The sequence below is a fragment of the Methanothermobacter sp. KEPCO-1 genome (assembly GCF_008033705.1).
GTDB lineage: Archaea > Methanobacteriota > Methanobacteria > Methanobacteriales > Methanothermobacteraceae > Methanothermobacter > Methanothermobacter marburgensis.
This window is the reverse complement of sequence record NZ_CP042937.1, coordinates 96721-112919: the sequence shown is the minus strand read 5'-3', so window position 1 is coordinate 112919 and position 16199 is coordinate 96721. Positions and strand designations below refer to the sequence as shown.

Genomic DNA, 16199 nt, shown 5'->3' with positions numbered 1-16199 from the left:
TTAAGTACTCGGTCATGAGGGTTTCTCCCATCACTGTTCATCTCAAGCACCTTATTAATATTTCACGCGATAGTTACGATCTGCTTTTCTGTAACCTGGCGCCTTCAGCCTTCATATCATCCCTATCGAGGATAAGGGGGATTCCCATTGTACTGGATAATCATGGGGATCTTATAAGTGAAAGGGAATTGTATGAGCCGGGTATTCTGAGTAAAATTTATTATAGCATCGTTTCTTCACTGAGCTTCCGGGCTGCTGACAGGATAATCTGTGTCTCCAGTTCAATGATGGAGGATCTAAGGGAAAGGGGGATTCCAGGTAGAAAGCTGTACTATGTAACCAACGCCACGGATCTGGATCTCTTCAGCCCCCTGGATAGGAGGAAACAGATAGGGTGAAGTCAGATCTGGGTCTGGAGAACAGGTTAACATTTGGATACATCGGTGCTGATAGTAAATGGCAGGGTGTGGATAATCTCATTGAAACAGGCAGGCGTATTGATGATGATGACCTTCAGTTTCTTTATGTGGGGTTCTCAAGAAACACGGTGAGATCCCATAATGAATTATACCTGCCAAGGGTCCCCTTTGATGAGGTTAAATATTACTATGGGGCCTGTGATGTCCTGGTTCTTCCAAGGCCACCACATAAATCTGCTGAAGTCGCTGCTCCAACAAAATTCGCTGAATATGCAGCCATGGGCAGACCCATATTAACAACTGACGTGGGGGATGCTGCAGATCTGGTTAGAAAATATGAATGTGGCATTGTCGTTGATGACAACAGACCTGAAAACCTTTTGAGGGGTATAGAAACGTTTAAATCCCTACCAGAGGATGAACTTGTAAGGATGGGTGAAAATGCCAGGAGGATGGCTGAAGAGGAGTTCAGCATGGAAAAAATGAAGCAGGATTTAAAAAATGTGATTGAATCTCTGGGGGTTTGAATGATATTTAGCATTTATATGTTCTTAGCTGTGTTTACACCAAATCTCTGGGGGTTTGAATGATATTTAGCATTTATATGTTCTTAGCTGTGTTTACACCAAATCTCTGGGGGTTTGAATGATATTTAGCATTTATATGTTCTTAGCTGTGTTTACACCAAATCTCTGGGGGTTTGAATGATATTTATTTATACCTATGACAGATCTATAGAGGGTAGCAATGAAGTTTATGAAGGACGGTTCTCAGGACATGATCCTATAAAATTTACAGGACATCTGATACACAGGGTCCATATGGGGCGTTTCACATGATATCAAAGACTAAAAAGATGGATATCATAATATACACGGTTTTACTGGCCTTTACATTGTTCATGGCCCTTAAATTGTTCCAGCTACAGACAGGCATAGGAATCTACTACATGGACATATTCCTCTATGTTAACAATGCCATGAAGATGGCTCATCTGGGCCCCGGGGATGCCCTCTACCTTCCCCCATTCTTCCCTGCCATCCTGTCAATCCTGTTCAGGCTGGGCTTCACCGGTGAGAGAACAGTATTTGCAGCTGCAGCAGCATTCTATGTTCTTGGAATCAGCGGCATGTACCTTCTGCTGCGCCTGAGGTTCAGTGAAATGGAGAGCCTGGCAGGCGCCATCTCACTGGCATCCTTCAGTCTGATCCTGGCATGGGCAGCAACCGGAGCCCTGGATGTTCCTGCAATGGCACTGTCCATATGGGCGGTTTATCTTGCACTCCTTGCAAGGAGGCATGACAGCCGGTTCTACTACCTTGCCTTTCCGGTTTCAATGGCTGCATTCCTCACAAGGTACACATCTGGTCTCATGCTCCTCCCCCTGGCAGTCATAATACTGACTGATCCATCCCTCAGATCAAAGCTGCCGGATATAGGTAAGGGGATCGTGCTGGGAGTCCTACTCTACATCCCATTCGGCTACTTATTCTACAGTTACACCAGAACACCCCTGCCCTTCACGAAACAGTTATCATCCACAGTCACAGGTTCAGCCACCTCCCTAAACCCTGGCTACAGTACCGACACCCTTTACTACCTCAGGCACCTTCCAGAGTACATCTCAGCCATACCCTCACCATCCTATTACCTGGGAGTGATAAATCCGTCCTATTCCGGACCGACAGTCACAGGATTCATAATACTGGCCATCATAGCAGCAGGACTGATCGCACTCATATGGAGGAACAGGGACCTGATATCCATTCATAACTCTGAAAGGAAGATATTATTCATTTTAATATCCGCAGTACTCATAGTAGCCTTTGGAAGACTATCATTTGCACTGAGTGAGGTCCTCATACTCATATGGGCGCTTTCAATCCTGTGGATGAGGGGGGAGACTGATAACATCGACCTGAACCTTGCAATGGCGGTCTGGTTCCTGGCCTACCTCTACATGCACAGCTTCCATCCGGTAAAGGTTGACAGGTACATCATAACTGTCCTGCCACCCCTCGCCTACTCAATATCCCTCTCAGTGAACCAGCTGTCAGCTTCAATCAGATCCATGAGGGCTTCAACCATTCTCTCTGCCGCCATCGCAATACTGATGGTCTCATCGGCACTCCATTACACTGCGGGGATGCCCCATAAGGATGGTACAGTTAAGGCTGAGAAGGAGGCAGCCGCCTGGCTCATGGACCATGACCCATCATACAGGGACAGGGTTATAGCCTCCGACAGGGGTCCTGCCTTCACATGGTACATGAATCACTACGTCTTCACAAGGATAATCCACCATCAGATGCGGGAAATGAGCCTCAGGTACTTCTATGAACTTAAACCATACTACTACATATTCTCGACCGGTAAAACAGAGATCCCCTCAGGGTACAGGGTCATCTATTCAAGGGATGGGGTCTCCATTGCTGAGAGGATCTCATAGGACATGGTGGGAGCACATCCACATTGAAATATTTATATGCTGCGAATTAATATTAGTTTGAGTTAAAAAGGAGGGCATGGATGTTTGAGGCCTGAAGAAGATCCATGTCATTGGTTCATCAGGACATCATGTTAGGTTGAACCTTATTCTAAAAGGTGATTACTGAGATAATATGGAGTGATGCTGATATGGAAACTCAGAGAATACTCGTAACCGGTGGCGCCGGATTCATAGGCACAAACCTTGTCAATGAACTCAGGAACAGGGGCCACGAGGTCCTGGCGGTTGACCTCATGCACACAGAACGCGAGGACTACATGAGGGCCGATGTGAGGGAGTACAGGCAGGTTGAAAGGATCTTTGAGGATGACAGATTCGACTACGTCTACCACCTGGCGGCTGAGTATGGCCGCTGGAACGGCGAGGACTACTATGAGAACCTCTGGAAGACCAACGTGATAGGTACAAAGCACATGCTGCGGATGCAGGAGAAACTGGGCTTCAGAATGATATTCTTCTCCTCTGCAGAGGTCTATGGGGACTACAGTGGAGTGATGAGTGAGGATGTCATGGTCAAAAACCCCATCAGCGATACCTACCAGATGAACGACTATGCCATAACCAAGTGGGCCGGTGAACTCATGTGCATGAACTCTGCAGAGATGTTCGGCACAGAGACAGTCCGTGTGAGACCCGTGAACTGCTACGGTCCCCATGAGAAGTACTCACCCTACAAGGGATTCATACCCATATTCATCTATCATGCACTGCACAGAAAGCCCTACACGGTCTATAAGGGTCATAAAAGGATAATAGACTACGTGGAGGACTCTGTGAGGACCTTCGCAAATATCGTGGACAACTTCATCCCGGGGGAGGTCTACAATGTTGGTGGGCGTACCGAATGGGAACATGATATCAAGGAGTACTCCGACATGGTCCTTGAGGCCGTTGGGATAGATGATTCCATAGTTACCTACAGAGATTCAGAGCCATTCACAACAAAGGTGAAGACCATGGATTTCTCAAAGGCCATCAGGGACCTCAAACACGACCCCAGGGTGCCCCCTGAGGAGGGTATCAGGCGCACCGTTGAATGGATGAAGTGGTACTACAGGATAGAGGACTGAAAATGAGGATAGTCGCAGTCATCCCTGCCTTCAATGAGGAGGTGGCCATCGGCTCGGTTGTGCTGCTAACAGGGGAGCATGTTGATGAGGTTATAGTGGTTGATGACGGATCCTCCGACAGAACAGCCCACGTGGCTGAGATGGCGGGTGCAAGGGTCATAAGGCACCACAGGAATATGGGCAAAGGAGCAGCCCTCAAAACAGGATTTGAGGCGGCAGATGCAGATATAATAGTCACCCTCGACGCTGACGCCCAGCACAACCCGGCCGAGATACCCAAACTCGTTGAACCCATACTGAGGGGGGAGGCCGACGTTGTTAATGGAAGCCGCTACCTCCATGGGAGGGACCGGAACACCCCCAGATACCGGAGGGTCGGCCAGAGGATACTTGACAGGGCCACCAACATATCAACTGGCCTGGATATAACCGATACCCAGAGCGGTTTCAGGGCATTCTCATCAAGCAGCATACCCCACTTCAGGTTCAGGGACCCGGGTTTCGTGGTTGAAAGTGAGATGCTTGCAGACGCTGCAGAGGCCGGCCTTAGGATAGTTGAGGTTGAGGTCGGCGTGAGGTATGATGTGGATGGATCCACAAGGAACCCCATAAGCCACGGTGTCTCGGTGCTCCTCAAGATCATAGGGGACCTTGAACTCAAGCGCCCCCTCTACTACTTCACACTCCCCGGCCTCATAATAGGGGTTGCAGGGGCAATACTCAGTTTGATGTTCATAAGGGACTACATAAACGGTGCAAGTGTGAATATGGGTCCCACAATAGTGGCTGTGATGCTTACCCTCTTCGGGACATTCTTCATCTTCACCGGCATAATCCTGGATTCCATGAGGCGGATGATAATCCACTATGGAAGGTGACTGAAGACAGATAATGTTAATGGAAGGTGATTATTATGGATGAATTCAGAGCTTATGATGGTAGATGTATTCTTGTAACGGGTGGAGCAGGATGTGTTGGAAGCAACCTCTCAGCGCGCCTTGCAGAGGCAGGAGCCCGTGTGATCATACTCGACAACCTCTCATCGAGCTATGAATGGAACATTCCTGAACATGATAACATAGAATTCGTTAGAGGAGACATACTGGACGATGAGGTCCTGAAACGTGTATTCAAGGAGAGGCCAGAGCACGTCTTCCACCTCGCCGCCCACTTCGCCAACCAGAACAGTGTCGACAACCCTGAAAAGGACCTGCTGGTCAATGGACTCGGCATACTGAAGGTACTTGAGTATGCACAGCTTGTGGGTGTTGAGCGGTTCGTTTACTCATCATCAGGATGCGGTGTCTATGGCCTTGACTCAAGGATACCCTTTGAGGAACATGACATCTCAATATCACTCCACACACCCTACCAGGTTACCAAGCTCCTGGGAGAGCTCTACACCAACTACTTCCACAACCTCTATGATATGCCCATCGTCAATGCAAGGTTCTTCAATGTCTTCGGGCCCGGTGAGGTGCCAGGAAGGTACCGCAACGTGATACCCAACTTCTTCTACTGGGCCATGAACCAGCAGCCATTACCCATAACAGGGGACGGCTCAGAGACCAGGGACTGGACATTCGTGGAGGACATAGTCAGGGGACTCATGGCCATGGGTGTGAGGAGGAAGGCCATAGGCGAGGCCATTAACCTGGGATCAGGTACCGAGCACCAGGTTATTGAGATGGCGAGCATCATAAACGAGCTAACAGAAAACCCTGCGGGTGTTGTCTACAGGCCGCGGAGGGACTGGGACGCCAAGACAAGACTCCTATCATCAATAGACAAGGCCAGAAGACTCCTGGACTATGAGCCCCAGGTGTCCTTCAGGGAGGGACTTGAGCGGACCCACCGGTGGTTCACCGATAACTGGGACCTCATAGTGAAGAGCGCGGAGTTCTGATTTACCAAACTTCTCTTAACGGATGATCACATGAGGATACTGGTCGTACAGGAATCAGACTGGCTGGAGAGGAATCCTCACCAGCAGCACCACCTCTTTGACAGGTTATCTGCAAGGGGCCATGATGTGAGGGTCATAGATTACCCCATCGACTGGAGGAAGGATGACCCTGATGGCCTGATGAACCCCCGGAGGGTCTACAGGGGGGTCCACAAGGTCAGAGAGGATGCCGGTGTGGATGTGATAAGACCCGCTCACATCAAGGCCCCGTTACTGGACTACCTCTCAATACCATTCAGCCATGGCAGGGAGATACGGAGGCAGATAAAGGAGTTCAAACCTGATATCATAGTGGGATTTGGTCTCATAAACTCCTTCATAGCATCCATTGAGGCCAGGAGAAGGGGGATACCCTTCGTCTATTACCTCATCGACGTGCTATACACCCTGATACCCGAGAGGGCCTTCCAGGGTCTTGGCAGGATGCTCATGAGGAAGACCATCCAGAGGTCTGACCTTGTCCTCACCATAAACCGGAAGCTCGACCAGCTGGCACTGGAGTTGGGGGCAGGGAGGACAGAGGTCATAGACGCTGGCATAGACCTTGCAGAATTCGACCCTGACCTTGACGGTTCACGCATAAGGGATAGGTACGGTGTGGGGGATGATGACATCCTCCTCTTCTTCATGGGTTTCCTCTACAACTTTTCAGGTCTCAGGGAGCTTGCAGCTGCAATGGCTGAGAGGCGCGAGGAATACCCCAACGTGAAGCTGATGGTCGTTGGGGATGGGGATGCATATGATGACCTCAAAGGTATAAGGGATGAGAACAACCTCGATAGCCTCATACTGACTGGCAGACAGCCCTACAGTGATATACCCGAATTTTTGGCGGCCTCTGACATCTGCATACTCCCGGCCCACATTGATGAGGAGATAATGCAGGACATAGTCCCCATAAAGCTCTACGAGTACCTTGCAATGGCAAAGCCCGTCATAGCCACAAGGCTCCCAGGCATATACATGGAGTTCGGGGAGGGCAACGGAATCCACTACATAGAGAGGCCTGAGGAGACCCTTGAGGTTGCAGTGGAACTTGCAGACAGGCTCAGGGAGGAGGGCCAGATGGGAAGGCGCTTTGTAGAGTCCAATGACTGGGAGACCATAACCGACAGATTTGAGGTTATACTCCAGGAACTTCTGGAGAATGATAATTAGAATCTGATTGTCACAATGCAGGGATGCTTTATGAGGATAGTTACGGTGATACCCGCCTTCAATGAGGAGAGGGCCGTTGAGTCAGTTGTGAGGGGCGCCCTTGAACATGGTGATGTGATCCTCGTTGATGATGGCAGCACAGACGGAACAGCAGAACTGGGTGAGGCTGCAGGTGCAAGGGTCATAAGGCACCCTGAAAACCTCGGGAAGGGGGCGGCCCTGAAGACAGGTATAAGGGCGGCACTTGAAGGTGACTATGACGTCATTGTCTTCATGGATGCCGACGGCCAGCATGACCCCTCCCTGATACCTCAACTCGCATCTGCGGTCAATGGTGGCGACTTCATAATAGGATCAAGGTTCCTTGGGAATAAACATGACAGCATGCCCCTCCACAGGCAGCTATCAAACAGGATAACAACGTGGATACTGAGGATGGCCACCGGGTATGAAATAACAGATAGCCAGAGCGGCTTCAGGGCCATATCAGCCAGATGCGCCCACCTGATACTTAACATACCTCACAACGACTACGTTTATGAATCAGAGGCGATATGTAAGACCTCAAGGCACAGATTGAGGATAGCTGAGGTCCCGATAAACTGCACCTACGGTGATGAGAAGTCCTACATAGGAGCTGGGGATGTGCTGAGGTACATCAGATTCATTTTGAGGCTCTTCCTCAGGAGATTCTCTGCTGTTAGAACATGACATGCGGTGTATCCAATGAAGAGGATTTACATCCTTGCACTGAGCATCCTCCTCATAATTTGCCTGATAATATGGATTGGACCCTTCAGGATCATCAGGGCAGCCTCCATGGCTGACTGGAGGATCATAGCCATTGCTCTACTCATCCACCTGGCAGTTGTGGCTGTCAGAAGCCTCAGGTGGGGCTTCATAATAGGTCAGCCCCGCAGAATGGGTGTCAATTTCAAGGTAAAGACCATAGGTCTCTTTGCAGGTAACCTCAGTCCCATGAGAAGCGCCGGTGAGGTTATGAATGCAGTTGCAGGTAAAAAGTTGAATGGCATAGAGCTCTCTGAGGGTTTATCAGCAGGGTTAACCGAGAGATTCTTTGATCTCGGGATAGGGGGGGCTCTGCTTCTCATGGCTGCCGTGATGGTCCCTGTGATAAGGATACTGGCCCTTTTCGGCGCTTTCCTCTCGGTCCTTATAACCTATCTTATCTACATTTTTAACTGGAGGGAGGAGAAGGGATTGAGGATATACCGCAGGATGCACAGGGTCATGGAGAGACTGCCCATCTCTGAGGAGATACTTGAAAACCTCTACACGCGTCTGACAGCAGGTATCAGGGGGATGATAGGTTACACGAGGTCCTACTCAAATTTCAGATCCATGGGTTTAATATTCATCCTCTCACTCCTCTCCTGGCTCATGGAGTGCCTCAGGCTCTACCTGGTCTTCATGGCCTTCAGGGTGGAGATTGCCTTCTCAGCGGTTATAATAATATTTCTCCTGGCAAACCTTGTTGGTATACTCTCCGCCCTCCCCGGAGGTATGGGCTCCATGGAGGTCTCTATGACAGGTTTATTTGTAATATTCGGTGTTTCAGAGGTCATGGCAGGCAGTGTAGCCCTTTTGGACCGTATAATATCATTCTGGACAGTCACAGTACTTGGAGCTATATTCTCATCATTCTATGCAGGGGAGATATTTGATGAGGTGAGGTCATATGTCCTTGACATCAGGTCATGATCTTTATTGTGGTTTTGGTCTATATTGACTTTGGTCTGGACTTTCCTATTCCCTCTCCCTGATGATTGACCTCAATATATCCCTGTCCACAGAGTCCAGGGCCCCGGTAATGAGTATCCCTGCGATATATGCACCCAGGGCCAGGGGGGCCATGATTGTTATGCTGATGGGTGTTAGAAGCAGGACGATTGAAACTGAGGCCGGCAGGAGGATCCTCCAGGCAGCATGGAGGTCCCTCCATGATGGGCCGAAACCGAGTTTCCGCACTGCGATGAGGAAGAGTATGGTCATGAAGACCTCCGTGATCACCGTGGCGGCACTAGCACCCATGAAGTCGAATCTGGGGATCAGTATGAGGTTCAGAATCACGTTGAATATGGCAGCAGTCCCTGTGATCTTTGTGACGGTTGTCTGCCTGTTGACTGACCCAAGGAGGCTGGAGGTCACACCGTTTACAAACATGAAGGCGGTTGCGGTTATGAGTACCCTGAGGGCCGCTACAGATTCAAGGTACTTGGCAGAGAAGATCAGCTCTATAATAGGCACTGCAAGGGCGAATACCATGAATATTATGGGTACTGCGATGATTACGAGGTACTTGATGGATCTCCTGTAGGTGAAGCGCAGCGAATCCTCACTTTCAACGTGGAACCGGGACATCACAGGAAATACCGCCGCAGTGTAGACACTGTAGAGTGATACGATCACCGTGAGTAGCCTGTAGGGTGCATTGTAGAGACCCACCGAGACATCACCCTTAATGAGTGAGAGCATCACAGAGTCTATCCAGAAGTATATCATGGAGAAGACACTTGTTATGCCAAAGGGAATGGCCTCCATGATCATTTCACGGCTGAAACTTAAACCCGGTGTGAAGAAACGCCTGGTGAAGATGGTAATGGAGTACAGCAGCGAAAGGATGGCTGCAACCAGGTAGGCCACTGCAACATGGACCACATTACCCCCGAGCCAGACAACGGCGAGGACACCCATAAGTATAAAGAGGCTGTTGAGGATGTTCCATATGGTCTGATACTCCATCCTCTGGAGGCCCTGGAATAAGCTGTTGAAGAATGAGCTAAAGGAGCTCATAAGCATGTAACATGCTATGATGATGATTACAGCGACTGAGGTGCCGTGGTAGAGGCCTGTGAGTGGCAGGAGCAGTATCATCAGAAATACGATGCATGATAAGATGATACGGTTACCAAGACCTGCAGCCACAAGCTCCCCCGCCCCTGTGGGGTCCCTGGCAATCTCACGGGTGAGGTAGGTCCCGATGCCCAGATCAGCCAGTATACTGAATATTCCTGTAAGTGCGAGGGCGGTTGAGAGTATACCGAAACCGGCGGTTCCAAGGTATCTTGCAAGGTAGACATTCCATACAAAGGCCGCCACGTTTGTGAAGACCGTTGCCAGGAGAAGGAAAAGGGTGTTCCTTGCAAGGGTTCTCACCTGGCTCATTTCAATCCCTGATCACCTTATTCCCGCTCTGAAGTCTTTCCCTGAACCACTCAACGGTCCTCATGAGACCATCCTTAAGTCCAACTTCCGGTCTGAAACCGGCTGAGACGAGCCTTGATGTGTCTGCAAGGGAGTGGCGCACATCCCCGGGCCTCTCATCAAGGTACTCTGGCTCTACATCTGCCTCAAGGATTCCGGAGATTATATCAAAGAGTCTGTTAACTGTAACTGAAGTTCCACCGGCCACATTGTAGATCCCTGATTCAGGGGACTCTGCAAGGTGGATGTTGACCCTTACAACATCCCCAACGTATATGAAGTCACGGCTCTGCTCCCCATCACCGTAGATTTCAGGTGACCTCCCCCTTAGGAGGGAGTCGATGAACCTTGGGATGACAGCGGCGTACTGTGAGTCAGGCCTCTGACGGGGGCCATAGACATTGAAGTACCTCAGTGAAACCGTGCTGAGACCGTAATCCTCAAAGACCTGGCAGTAGTACTCCCCCGCGACCTTTGACACAGCATAGGGTGATAGGGGCATGGGCCTGGAATCCTCCCTCAGGGGCATCTCAGGATTGTTCCCATAAACCGCGGAGGTTGAGGCGTTCACAACCTTCCTGACCCCTGCCCTGCAGGATGCCATGAGTACCCTGAGGGTCCCGGTGGCATTTACCCGGTGACACCTGAGGGGGTCCCTCACACTTTCAGGGACACTGGCGAGGGCCGCCTGGTGGAAGACGTAGTCCTTACCCTGAAATATCGCCTCAAGGTCCAGTTCATTGATGCTTCCCCTGATGATTTCAAGGTCATCATGGTGGGGATTACTCAGGTTATCAATTCTCCCTGTTGAGAGGTCATCGATTACAGTGACCCGGTTCCCCCTATCAAGGAGTTCGTCTGTGAGGTGTGAACCTATGAATCCAAGTCCTCCTGTTACAGCTACATCCATATCTCTCATATTTTATCCCTGTCCAGTACTATTAAGTCAACTTTTACATTCATCCATGTTATGATCATTGTCAGATTATGATAGATAAGACTCATAATTTAGGTGTTCGGTGGATTTGAGGGGGTCATGTTACGTTTATGAATAAATGGAGGGACCTGTAGGGTTTTCCTGTTTCAGGTAACCTGTAAAGAAGGAATTCAAGCTTCTGGTCCTCTCCAGCCTCTGTGACAGTGAAATTCACCCTCCTCTCCCACTTCTCACCATTACCCAGTTTTATGGTTTCATTCCTTAAAACATCTCCGCCAAGACGCACCACCATGAGGTAGGTCTCGTTGCGGTACTCATGGTTAACCACACCCACAATTACACTGGCATTGGCACCTGCTGTAAGGTTCTCGGGGTACCCGTAGGCCTTCCCCCCGGGCCCCAGAATGTAGAACTCTGTGAACCTCTCAGAGGGCGCCGGATTGAGGGTTATGTAAACCGTCACCGCAATTAGCACCAAAAGTATGATTGAGAGGAGGAGTGAGATCTTACCGTCCCTTGAGAGTTTACGGGGTGATGGTATCCTCCTTATGTCAGCAGAGTAGGCTAGTTCCCCGCACCTCCACCTCCTTATGAAGGCTGCGGGGGCGAGTGCAAGGCTGAGTCCCGCTATTGTCCTTGCAAGGAATGGTTTGAATGTCACCTCACCTCCCATGAGGAGTGCAACGACCGATGAAATGATTATGCTGGTGGAAAATGCAAGAAAAAGCCTCTCAGGGATGCTGAGCTGGACCTTTTCAGGCGCGATGGCTGAAATCAGCATGTATCCGGGGATGAAGAGCACCTGGAGGTAGAAAAGCGCCTCACCTATGCCCCCCCTGAAAATTATGATGGTCAGAATGCTCAGGATGGATAGAACCGCAAGGTCACTGAAACCGCCGGTGGAAGTGGTTTTTTCAGGTTCTGAGGAGAATTCATGTTCTGAAAAGGCCCTTTTGAGTTCTCCTTCAACATCATCCCCTCTGATTTTTCCAGTTTCAGGCGCCATTCTTATTTTCCTCATTTTAAGGGCCCTTCTCTTTATGAGGGATGGGTCACCCACCCTGAGGTCGTTCTCTGAAATTTCAGGTATCTCAAGGGTGACTTCATCCTCAATGAGCCCGTATTTCTCCAGTATATCCATTTCTGTCTGCTGGAGGGACTCTATGATTTTTATCCTCTGCCTGGACCTTCTGATGTAGGCTGCAAGGGCTGCCAGTATACCTGTGACCCCCAGGAATATGTGACCATAACCTCTGGGTACAGTTACGCATGCTATGGGTGTTAGGATGGAGGCGAAGAGTGCTATCAGTCCTGCTCGTGCGGCTCTCCCCCTCTCCTGCAGCCCCGTCAGGAAGGCTGATGCCACCAGATATGAAGTGCTTGCTATGAGGATGACTGCAAGGATGAACCTCACATGCCTGAGGTGTGTGAGGTTTATGAGGATGGGTGTTAGGGATGATATGATACCTGCAATCAGGAGGTCCCTTGAGGAGAGTCCAAGCCTGATAACCTCAGGTTCTTCCTTTCCTTTGCCCCGCCTTTTGCCGGAACTTCTTGCAAGTTCCCTTGCGGTTCTTGCCCGGGTATCTTCCTCAGGGGTATCTTTCTTTCTAAGGCGGATTATAAGAGCAATGAGGGGTATAATTATGGCCGGGAGCGCATAAAGTGATCTTGAGTTCCTGAGGGGTGTGTAATTAAGGATGAGGGCGTTGAGTGTGATCAGGAGCATTCCTGCCATGGGGGTGATCAGAATGCTGTCGAAGCCCGTGATGATGAGTACGGTGTAACCTGACACGACCATGGATGATGCTATTCCAAGAACCCTTAGATGGAATGATGGCATGTTTATGAGGATCGCTGATATTATGCCTGTAAATAATAATATAATCTCCCGCCTGAAATTCACCTGAAATTCTCCTGTCTGCTGATTGAACTATTTATTGGGGTCGTCGACTGATAAATATTTTCATGTCCCTCAGATGTGCGCTTAAGCGGAACTTTTTCAGTTCAGATGGTAGTACAGATTAGAAGAGGTTATGCGGGTGATTTTATAGCCAGGTGGTATATTCTGACCCTGTATTCCCCTGGTGCGGTGAAAGGTGGGATGGTGAGGTAAATGTCAACCGGGACAACAGCGTTTCTCTCAACCTTTGCAGTCCAGTTTTTCCTTACAGGTGTGTAGGTTGTTGTTAGTGGTGTTTGTGGGAGGTTTGTGCCGTAGTTGGCGTATTTGAGGTTCTGTATGGGTATGGTTTCTGGTCCCTGGAGGTCTCCTTCTGCTTTTATGTAGAGGTCGATGGGTACGTTGGATAGGTCCTTTATCTGGAGTCCCTGGGGTCCTCCGGGCCAGGTGTATTCTCTTCCGGGTTCCACCGTTGCTGTGAGGGTGAATGAGTTCCCGACCTCCTCTCCCTTCCAGAGGACCATTATTTCCACACTCTCAGGTACGGTTACCCGGACCTCCTGCACTGCTCCCATTGCTGTGAAGGGGGTGGGTAGAAGCAGCAGTATAAAAAGAACACCCATCCAGCTGTAATCTGACATCAGAATACCCCCACTACCAGATCACTGTCAGATAATAATATATCTGTAACTGCTTATTAAATTTCCTAAGAATTTATTATTGCTGCAGCTGTGGTTCATGAACTACTCAATTTTGGATCTGAGTCCAAGGGGGTATCGTCATCAATCGGTGGTTGATTGATATATCATGAAGGGGTTCATCTGTTGACTTATGGGCTATAAATGGTTTAATTAATAAAAGTAAGTGATTTCAGGGTTCTCCAGGTGATTTAACGGCTATGTGGTATATCCTCACAGAGTAGACACCGGCGGCTGTTCCCGGTGGCACTGTGAGGTGAAGGTCCACGGGTATCAATGATTCCTCATCGGATTTAACCACCCAGCCCCTCCTTACAGGTGTGTAGGTTGTTGTTAGTGGTGTTTGTGGGAGGTTTGTGCCGTAGTTGGCGTATTTGAGGTTCTGTATGGGTATGGTTTCTGGTCCCTGGAGGTCTCCTTCTGCTTTTATGTAGAGGTCGATGGGTACGTTGGATAGGTCCTTTATCTGGAGTCCCTGGGGTCCTCCGGGCCAGGTGTATTCTCTTCCGGGTTCCACCGTTGCTGTGAGGGTGAATGAGTTCCCGACCTCCTCTCCCTTCCAGAGGACCATTATTTCCACACTCTCAGGTACGGTTACCCGGACCTCCTGCACTGCTGAAGCCCCACTCACGGGATTTGTGAGAAGGATTAGGAGCAGTGCAGCAACAGCAAGGGTCCTGAGCTGAAAACCCATACATAACACCCCTGTTCCTTCTCTGGATGTTTCTCTTGTTTCACATGGACTTACAGTTTTTTGTGAAATTTATCACTAAAGTGACTATTATTCAAGCAAATAGTTATTACATAATCTGGAGGTGTAGGGATGTATTCTTCTCCTAAAAATGGCAAAAATCGTATTAAAATTCCTCTTCAATACCCGAAATCGTTTTTTAAAAAGATTTATATATGTTGGATTATTATTCTTTTATCATGATTATTCATGTTACATATCTTTCAGGTTACATAACAGGCATTATTTCCTCAATAATCATTTCAGCGATACTGGGGCTGCCTCTGGCACCTGAAAGACCGGCCAGACATTCCTGGACCCCATCAGCCATCTTCCCGGCGCCTGTAATTGCCATGGGTCTTGTGGCGATATGCATAAAGCTTGGTTTCACGGGTATGTACGGTGGGGTCGATCTTGGTGTGGTTTCAGGATTTCTGGCAGCTCTAATGACGGCCTACTTCCTTGAGGATATATTCCCCAGACCGGAGGACTTGTGATGAATGAACTTGTTGGAGTTGCAGTCACAGCAGTGGTATCCTGGCTGAACTTTGTTATAATAGATACATGGATGGGCCTTCCTGAAAAACCAGGTGTCAGGGGGGCCGATTACATTGGAAGGGATATAATGAAAAGGGGGGGAGACCTCGCAGGGGGTTTCTTCCAGGGAAACATAGTCTGCTCCCCCGACGCATCTGCAGGCACACTCCTGGGGGCAATCGGCTGTTACCTCATGGGTGTACCTGAGGGCGGCATTATAGCTGCGCTTCTGGTGTTCATAGGGAACAGGCTCTGCGCAGACCCGGGATATGCAGGCACGACCGGCGCACTCTCAATCACTTTCATAATAGCAATCTCATCACTTGCAGGATTGAAACCTGAAATGTTTATTGCCGGAATGGTTATTGCAATAACCACAATACAGGGCTTAAACCACAGTAGATCATCAAGGCTCCTTGGCGCCATAGCCCGGAGGATGAACAGGTACACAGACCTTGAATAGAAGGTGTTGATCATGCTAATCCAGATAACAGGAATAATAGTTGTTCTCATGGCATTGAGGGCGCTTCTAGCACAGGACAGGGCAGAGAGGCTCCTTTACCTCAATGCAATGAGTTTCGGGATATCTGCAATGATTGCACTCTACATTGGAACGGCATTCGGGGCTGTCCTTGCAGCTGTTTACTTCGTGGCATCAACCATAACATCGAATGCTATTGCACATACCCTTGACCGTGTCGGGGAGGAAATATTAATCGAGGATTAGGTAAAGATTTTGGCTGGTGATGGTTATGAATCCGCTTGACCTCATTAACCTTACAAACACAGGAATTTTCGTGATATTCACAGGTGCCGCTGGCATCATACTCCTTCAAAGGCCCCTTGATAAGATAATAATGTTCTCTCTGCTCCAGGGGGGCTTTGTGATGGTCCTCGCAGCGGCCAGATACCTTGACGTGGCCACGGCAGCGGCCCTTTTTGATCCCATATCCACTGTGATACTGCTCATGGCTGTTATGAGAATAAATGATGTGAGGACAGCGAGGGGTGAGGATCTTGTCTGATGTTTATGTATCATCTCCGAGA

Annotated in this window: 18 protein-coding genes; 13 read left to right on the top strand and 5 right to left on the bottom strand. The window is 49.3% G+C overall.

Annotated elements, in window-relative coordinates; genetic code table 11:
• The first annotated feature begins 14 nt into the window (after positions 1-14).
• The 9 genes from FVF72_RS00535 (at position 15) to FVF72_RS00495 (ending at position 8844) form a co-directional block, all read left to right on the top strand.
• Positions 15-398 (top strand): glycosyltransferase, encoded by a 384-nt coding sequence (locus FVF72_RS00535; protein ID WP_147670908.1) that lies wholly within the window; start codon positions 15-17, stop codon positions 396-398.
• Entirely contained in the window at positions 395-946 is a 552-nt protein-coding gene (locus FVF72_RS00530) for a glycosyltransferase (protein ID WP_147670907.1), read from the top strand. Before FVF72_RS00535 ends, FVF72_RS00530 begins: the two co-directional genes overlap by 4 nt.
• 308 nt (positions 947-1254) lie before the next feature.
• Positions 1255-2868 (top strand): glycosyltransferase family 39 protein, encoded by a 1614-nt coding sequence (locus FVF72_RS00525; protein WP_147670906.1) that lies wholly within the window; start codon positions 1255-1257, stop codon positions 2866-2868.
• A gap of 188 nt (positions 2869-3056) precedes the next feature.
• Complete coding sequence (locus FVF72_RS00520; RefSeq protein WP_147670905.1) at positions 3057-3998, top strand: NAD(P)-dependent oxidoreductase; 942 nt, start codon at positions 3057-3059, stop codon at positions 3996-3998.
• 2 nt (positions 3999-4000) lie between these two features.
• Positions 4001-4876, top strand: a complete 876-nt coding sequence (locus tag FVF72_RS00515; protein ID WP_147670904.1) for a glycosyltransferase family 2 protein — start codon at positions 4001-4003, stop codon at positions 4874-4876.
• A 35-nt stretch (positions 4877-4911) separates the two neighbouring features.
• Positions 4912-5904: an NAD-dependent epimerase/dehydratase family protein gene (locus FVF72_RS00510; protein WP_147670903.1), complete on the top strand. Its 993-nt coding sequence runs from the start codon at positions 4912-4914 to the stop codon at positions 5902-5904.
• Between the two features lie 30 nt (positions 5905-5934).
• Positions 5935-7122 (top strand): glycosyltransferase, encoded by a 1188-nt coding sequence (locus FVF72_RS00505; protein WP_147670902.1) that lies wholly within the window; start codon positions 5935-5937, stop codon positions 7120-7122.
• Between the two features lie 30 nt (positions 7123-7152).
• Positions 7153-7833, top strand: coding sequence for a glycosyltransferase family 2 protein (locus FVF72_RS00500; RefSeq protein WP_147670901.1), 681 nt, complete (start codon positions 7153-7155; stop codon positions 7831-7833).
• Positions 7834-7848: 15 nt separating this feature from the next.
• Complete coding sequence (locus FVF72_RS00495; protein WP_255503741.1) at positions 7849-8844, top strand: UPF0104 family protein; 996 nt, start codon at positions 7849-7851, stop codon at positions 8842-8844.
• Between the two features lie 45 nt (positions 8845-8889).
• On the opposite strand, the gene FVF72_RS00490 is transcribed toward FVF72_RS00495, so the two are convergent.
• The 5 genes from FVF72_RS00490 to FVF72_RS00470 form a co-directional block, all read right to left on the bottom strand.
• Positions 8890-10308, bottom strand: coding sequence for a flippase (locus FVF72_RS00490; protein ID WP_147670899.1), 1419 nt, complete (start codon positions 10306-10308; stop codon positions 8890-8892).
• A gap of 1 nt (position 10309) precedes the next feature.
• Positions 10310-11266: an SDR family oxidoreductase gene (locus tag FVF72_RS00485; RefSeq protein ID WP_147670898.1), complete on the bottom strand. Its 957-nt coding sequence runs from the start codon at positions 11264-11266 to the stop codon at positions 10310-10312.
• Between the two features lie 115 nt (positions 11267-11381).
• Positions 11382-13190, bottom strand: a complete 1809-nt coding sequence (locus FVF72_RS09300; protein ID WP_147670897.1) for a DUF1616 domain-containing protein — start codon at positions 13188-13190, stop codon at positions 11382-11384.
• Between the two features lie 128 nt (positions 13191-13318).
• Positions 13319-13828 (bottom strand): hypothetical protein, encoded by a 510-nt coding sequence (locus FVF72_RS00475; RefSeq protein ID WP_147670896.1) that lies wholly within the window; start codon positions 13826-13828, stop codon positions 13319-13321.
• Between the two features lie 229 nt (positions 13829-14057).
• The gene (locus tag FVF72_RS00470; RefSeq protein WP_147670895.1) at positions 14058-14579 is read right to left on the bottom strand and encodes a hypothetical protein; all 522 of its coding nucleotides are present in this window, start codon (positions 14577-14579) and stop codon (positions 14058-14060) included.
• A gap of 236 nt (positions 14580-14815) precedes the next feature.
• Between FVF72_RS00470 and FVF72_RS00465 the strand changes: the two genes are divergently transcribed.
• Genes FVF72_RS00465 through FVF72_RS00450 form a run of 4 tightly spaced genes read left to right on the top strand, consistent with a single transcriptional unit; the run spans position 14816 to position 16177 of the window.
• Positions 14816-15112 carry an energy-converting hydrogenase A subunit A EhaA gene (locus tag FVF72_RS00465; protein WP_255503739.1) on the top strand — a complete coding sequence of 99 codons (297 nt, stop codon included), beginning with the start codon at positions 14816-14818 and terminating at the stop codon, positions 15110-15112.
• Positions 15112-15615: a hypothetical protein gene (locus FVF72_RS00460; RefSeq protein WP_147670893.1), complete on the top strand. Its 504-nt coding sequence runs from the start codon at positions 15112-15114 to the stop codon at positions 15613-15615. Before FVF72_RS00465 ends, FVF72_RS00460 begins: the two co-directional genes overlap by 1 nt.
• Before the next feature lie 12 nt (positions 15616-15627).
• Positions 15628-15879, top strand: a complete 252-nt coding sequence (locus FVF72_RS00455) for a DUF2109 family protein (protein WP_147670892.1) — start codon at positions 15628-15630, stop codon at positions 15877-15879.
• Positions 15880-15904: 25 nt separating this feature from the next.
• Entirely contained in the window at positions 15905-16177 is a 273-nt protein-coding gene (locus FVF72_RS00450; RefSeq protein ID WP_147670891.1) for a DUF2108 domain-containing protein, read from the top strand.
• Positions 16178-16199 lie beyond the last annotated feature (22 nt).

Coding starts and splice junctions, on each gene's coding strand:
- FVF72_RS00460 (WP_147670893.1), top strand. CDS start 15,112: ATGAATGAACTTGTTGGAGTTGCAGTCACAGCAGTGGTATCCTGGCTG.
- FVF72_RS00470 (WP_147670895.1), bottom strand. CDS start 14,579: ATGGGTTTTCAGCTCAGGACCCTTGCTGTTGCTGCACTGCTCCTAATC.
- FVF72_RS00490 (WP_147670899.1), bottom strand. CDS start 10,308: ATGAGCCAGGTGAGAACCCTTGCAAGGAACACCCTTTTCCTTCTCCTG.
- FVF72_RS00495 (WP_255503741.1), top strand. CDS start 7,849: ATGAAGAGGATTTACATCCTTGCACTGAGCATCCTCCTCATAATTTGC.
- FVF72_RS00465 (WP_255503739.1), top strand. CDS start 14,816: ATGATTATTCATGTTACATATCTTTCAGGTTACATAACAGGCATTATT.
- FVF72_RS00475 (WP_147670896.1), bottom strand. CDS start 13,828: ATGTCAGATTACAGCTGGATGGGTGTTCTTTTTATACTGCTGCTTCTA.
- FVF72_RS00455 (WP_147670892.1), top strand. CDS start 15,628: ATGCTAATCCAGATAACAGGAATAATAGTTGTTCTCATGGCATTGAGG.
- FVF72_RS00510 (WP_147670903.1), top strand. CDS start 4,912: ATGGATGAATTCAGAGCTTATGATGGTAGATGTATTCTTGTAACGGGT.
- FVF72_RS00505 (WP_147670902.1), top strand. CDS start 5,935: ATGAGGATACTGGTCGTACAGGAATCAGACTGGCTGGAGAGGAATCCT.
- FVF72_RS00535 (WP_147670908.1), top strand. CDS start 15: ATGAGGGTTTCTCCCATCACTGTTCATCTCAAGCACCTTATTAATATT.
- FVF72_RS00520 (WP_147670905.1), top strand. CDS start 3,057: ATGGAAACTCAGAGAATACTCGTAACCGGTGGCGCCGGATTCATAGGC.
- FVF72_RS00485 (WP_147670898.1), bottom strand. CDS start 11,266: ATGAGAGATATGGATGTAGCTGTAACAGGAGGACTTGGATTCATAGGT.
- FVF72_RS00500 (WP_147670901.1), top strand. CDS start 7,153: ATGAGGATAGTTACGGTGATACCCGCCTTCAATGAGGAGAGGGCCGTT.
- FVF72_RS00525 (WP_147670906.1), top strand. CDS start 1,255: ATGATATCAAAGACTAAAAAGATGGATATCATAATATACACGGTTTTA.
- FVF72_RS00450 (WP_147670891.1), top strand. CDS start 15,905: ATGAATCCGCTTGACCTCATTAACCTTACAAACACAGGAATTTTCGTG.
- FVF72_RS00515 (WP_147670904.1), top strand. CDS start 4,001: ATGAGGATAGTCGCAGTCATCCCTGCCTTCAATGAGGAGGTGGCCATC.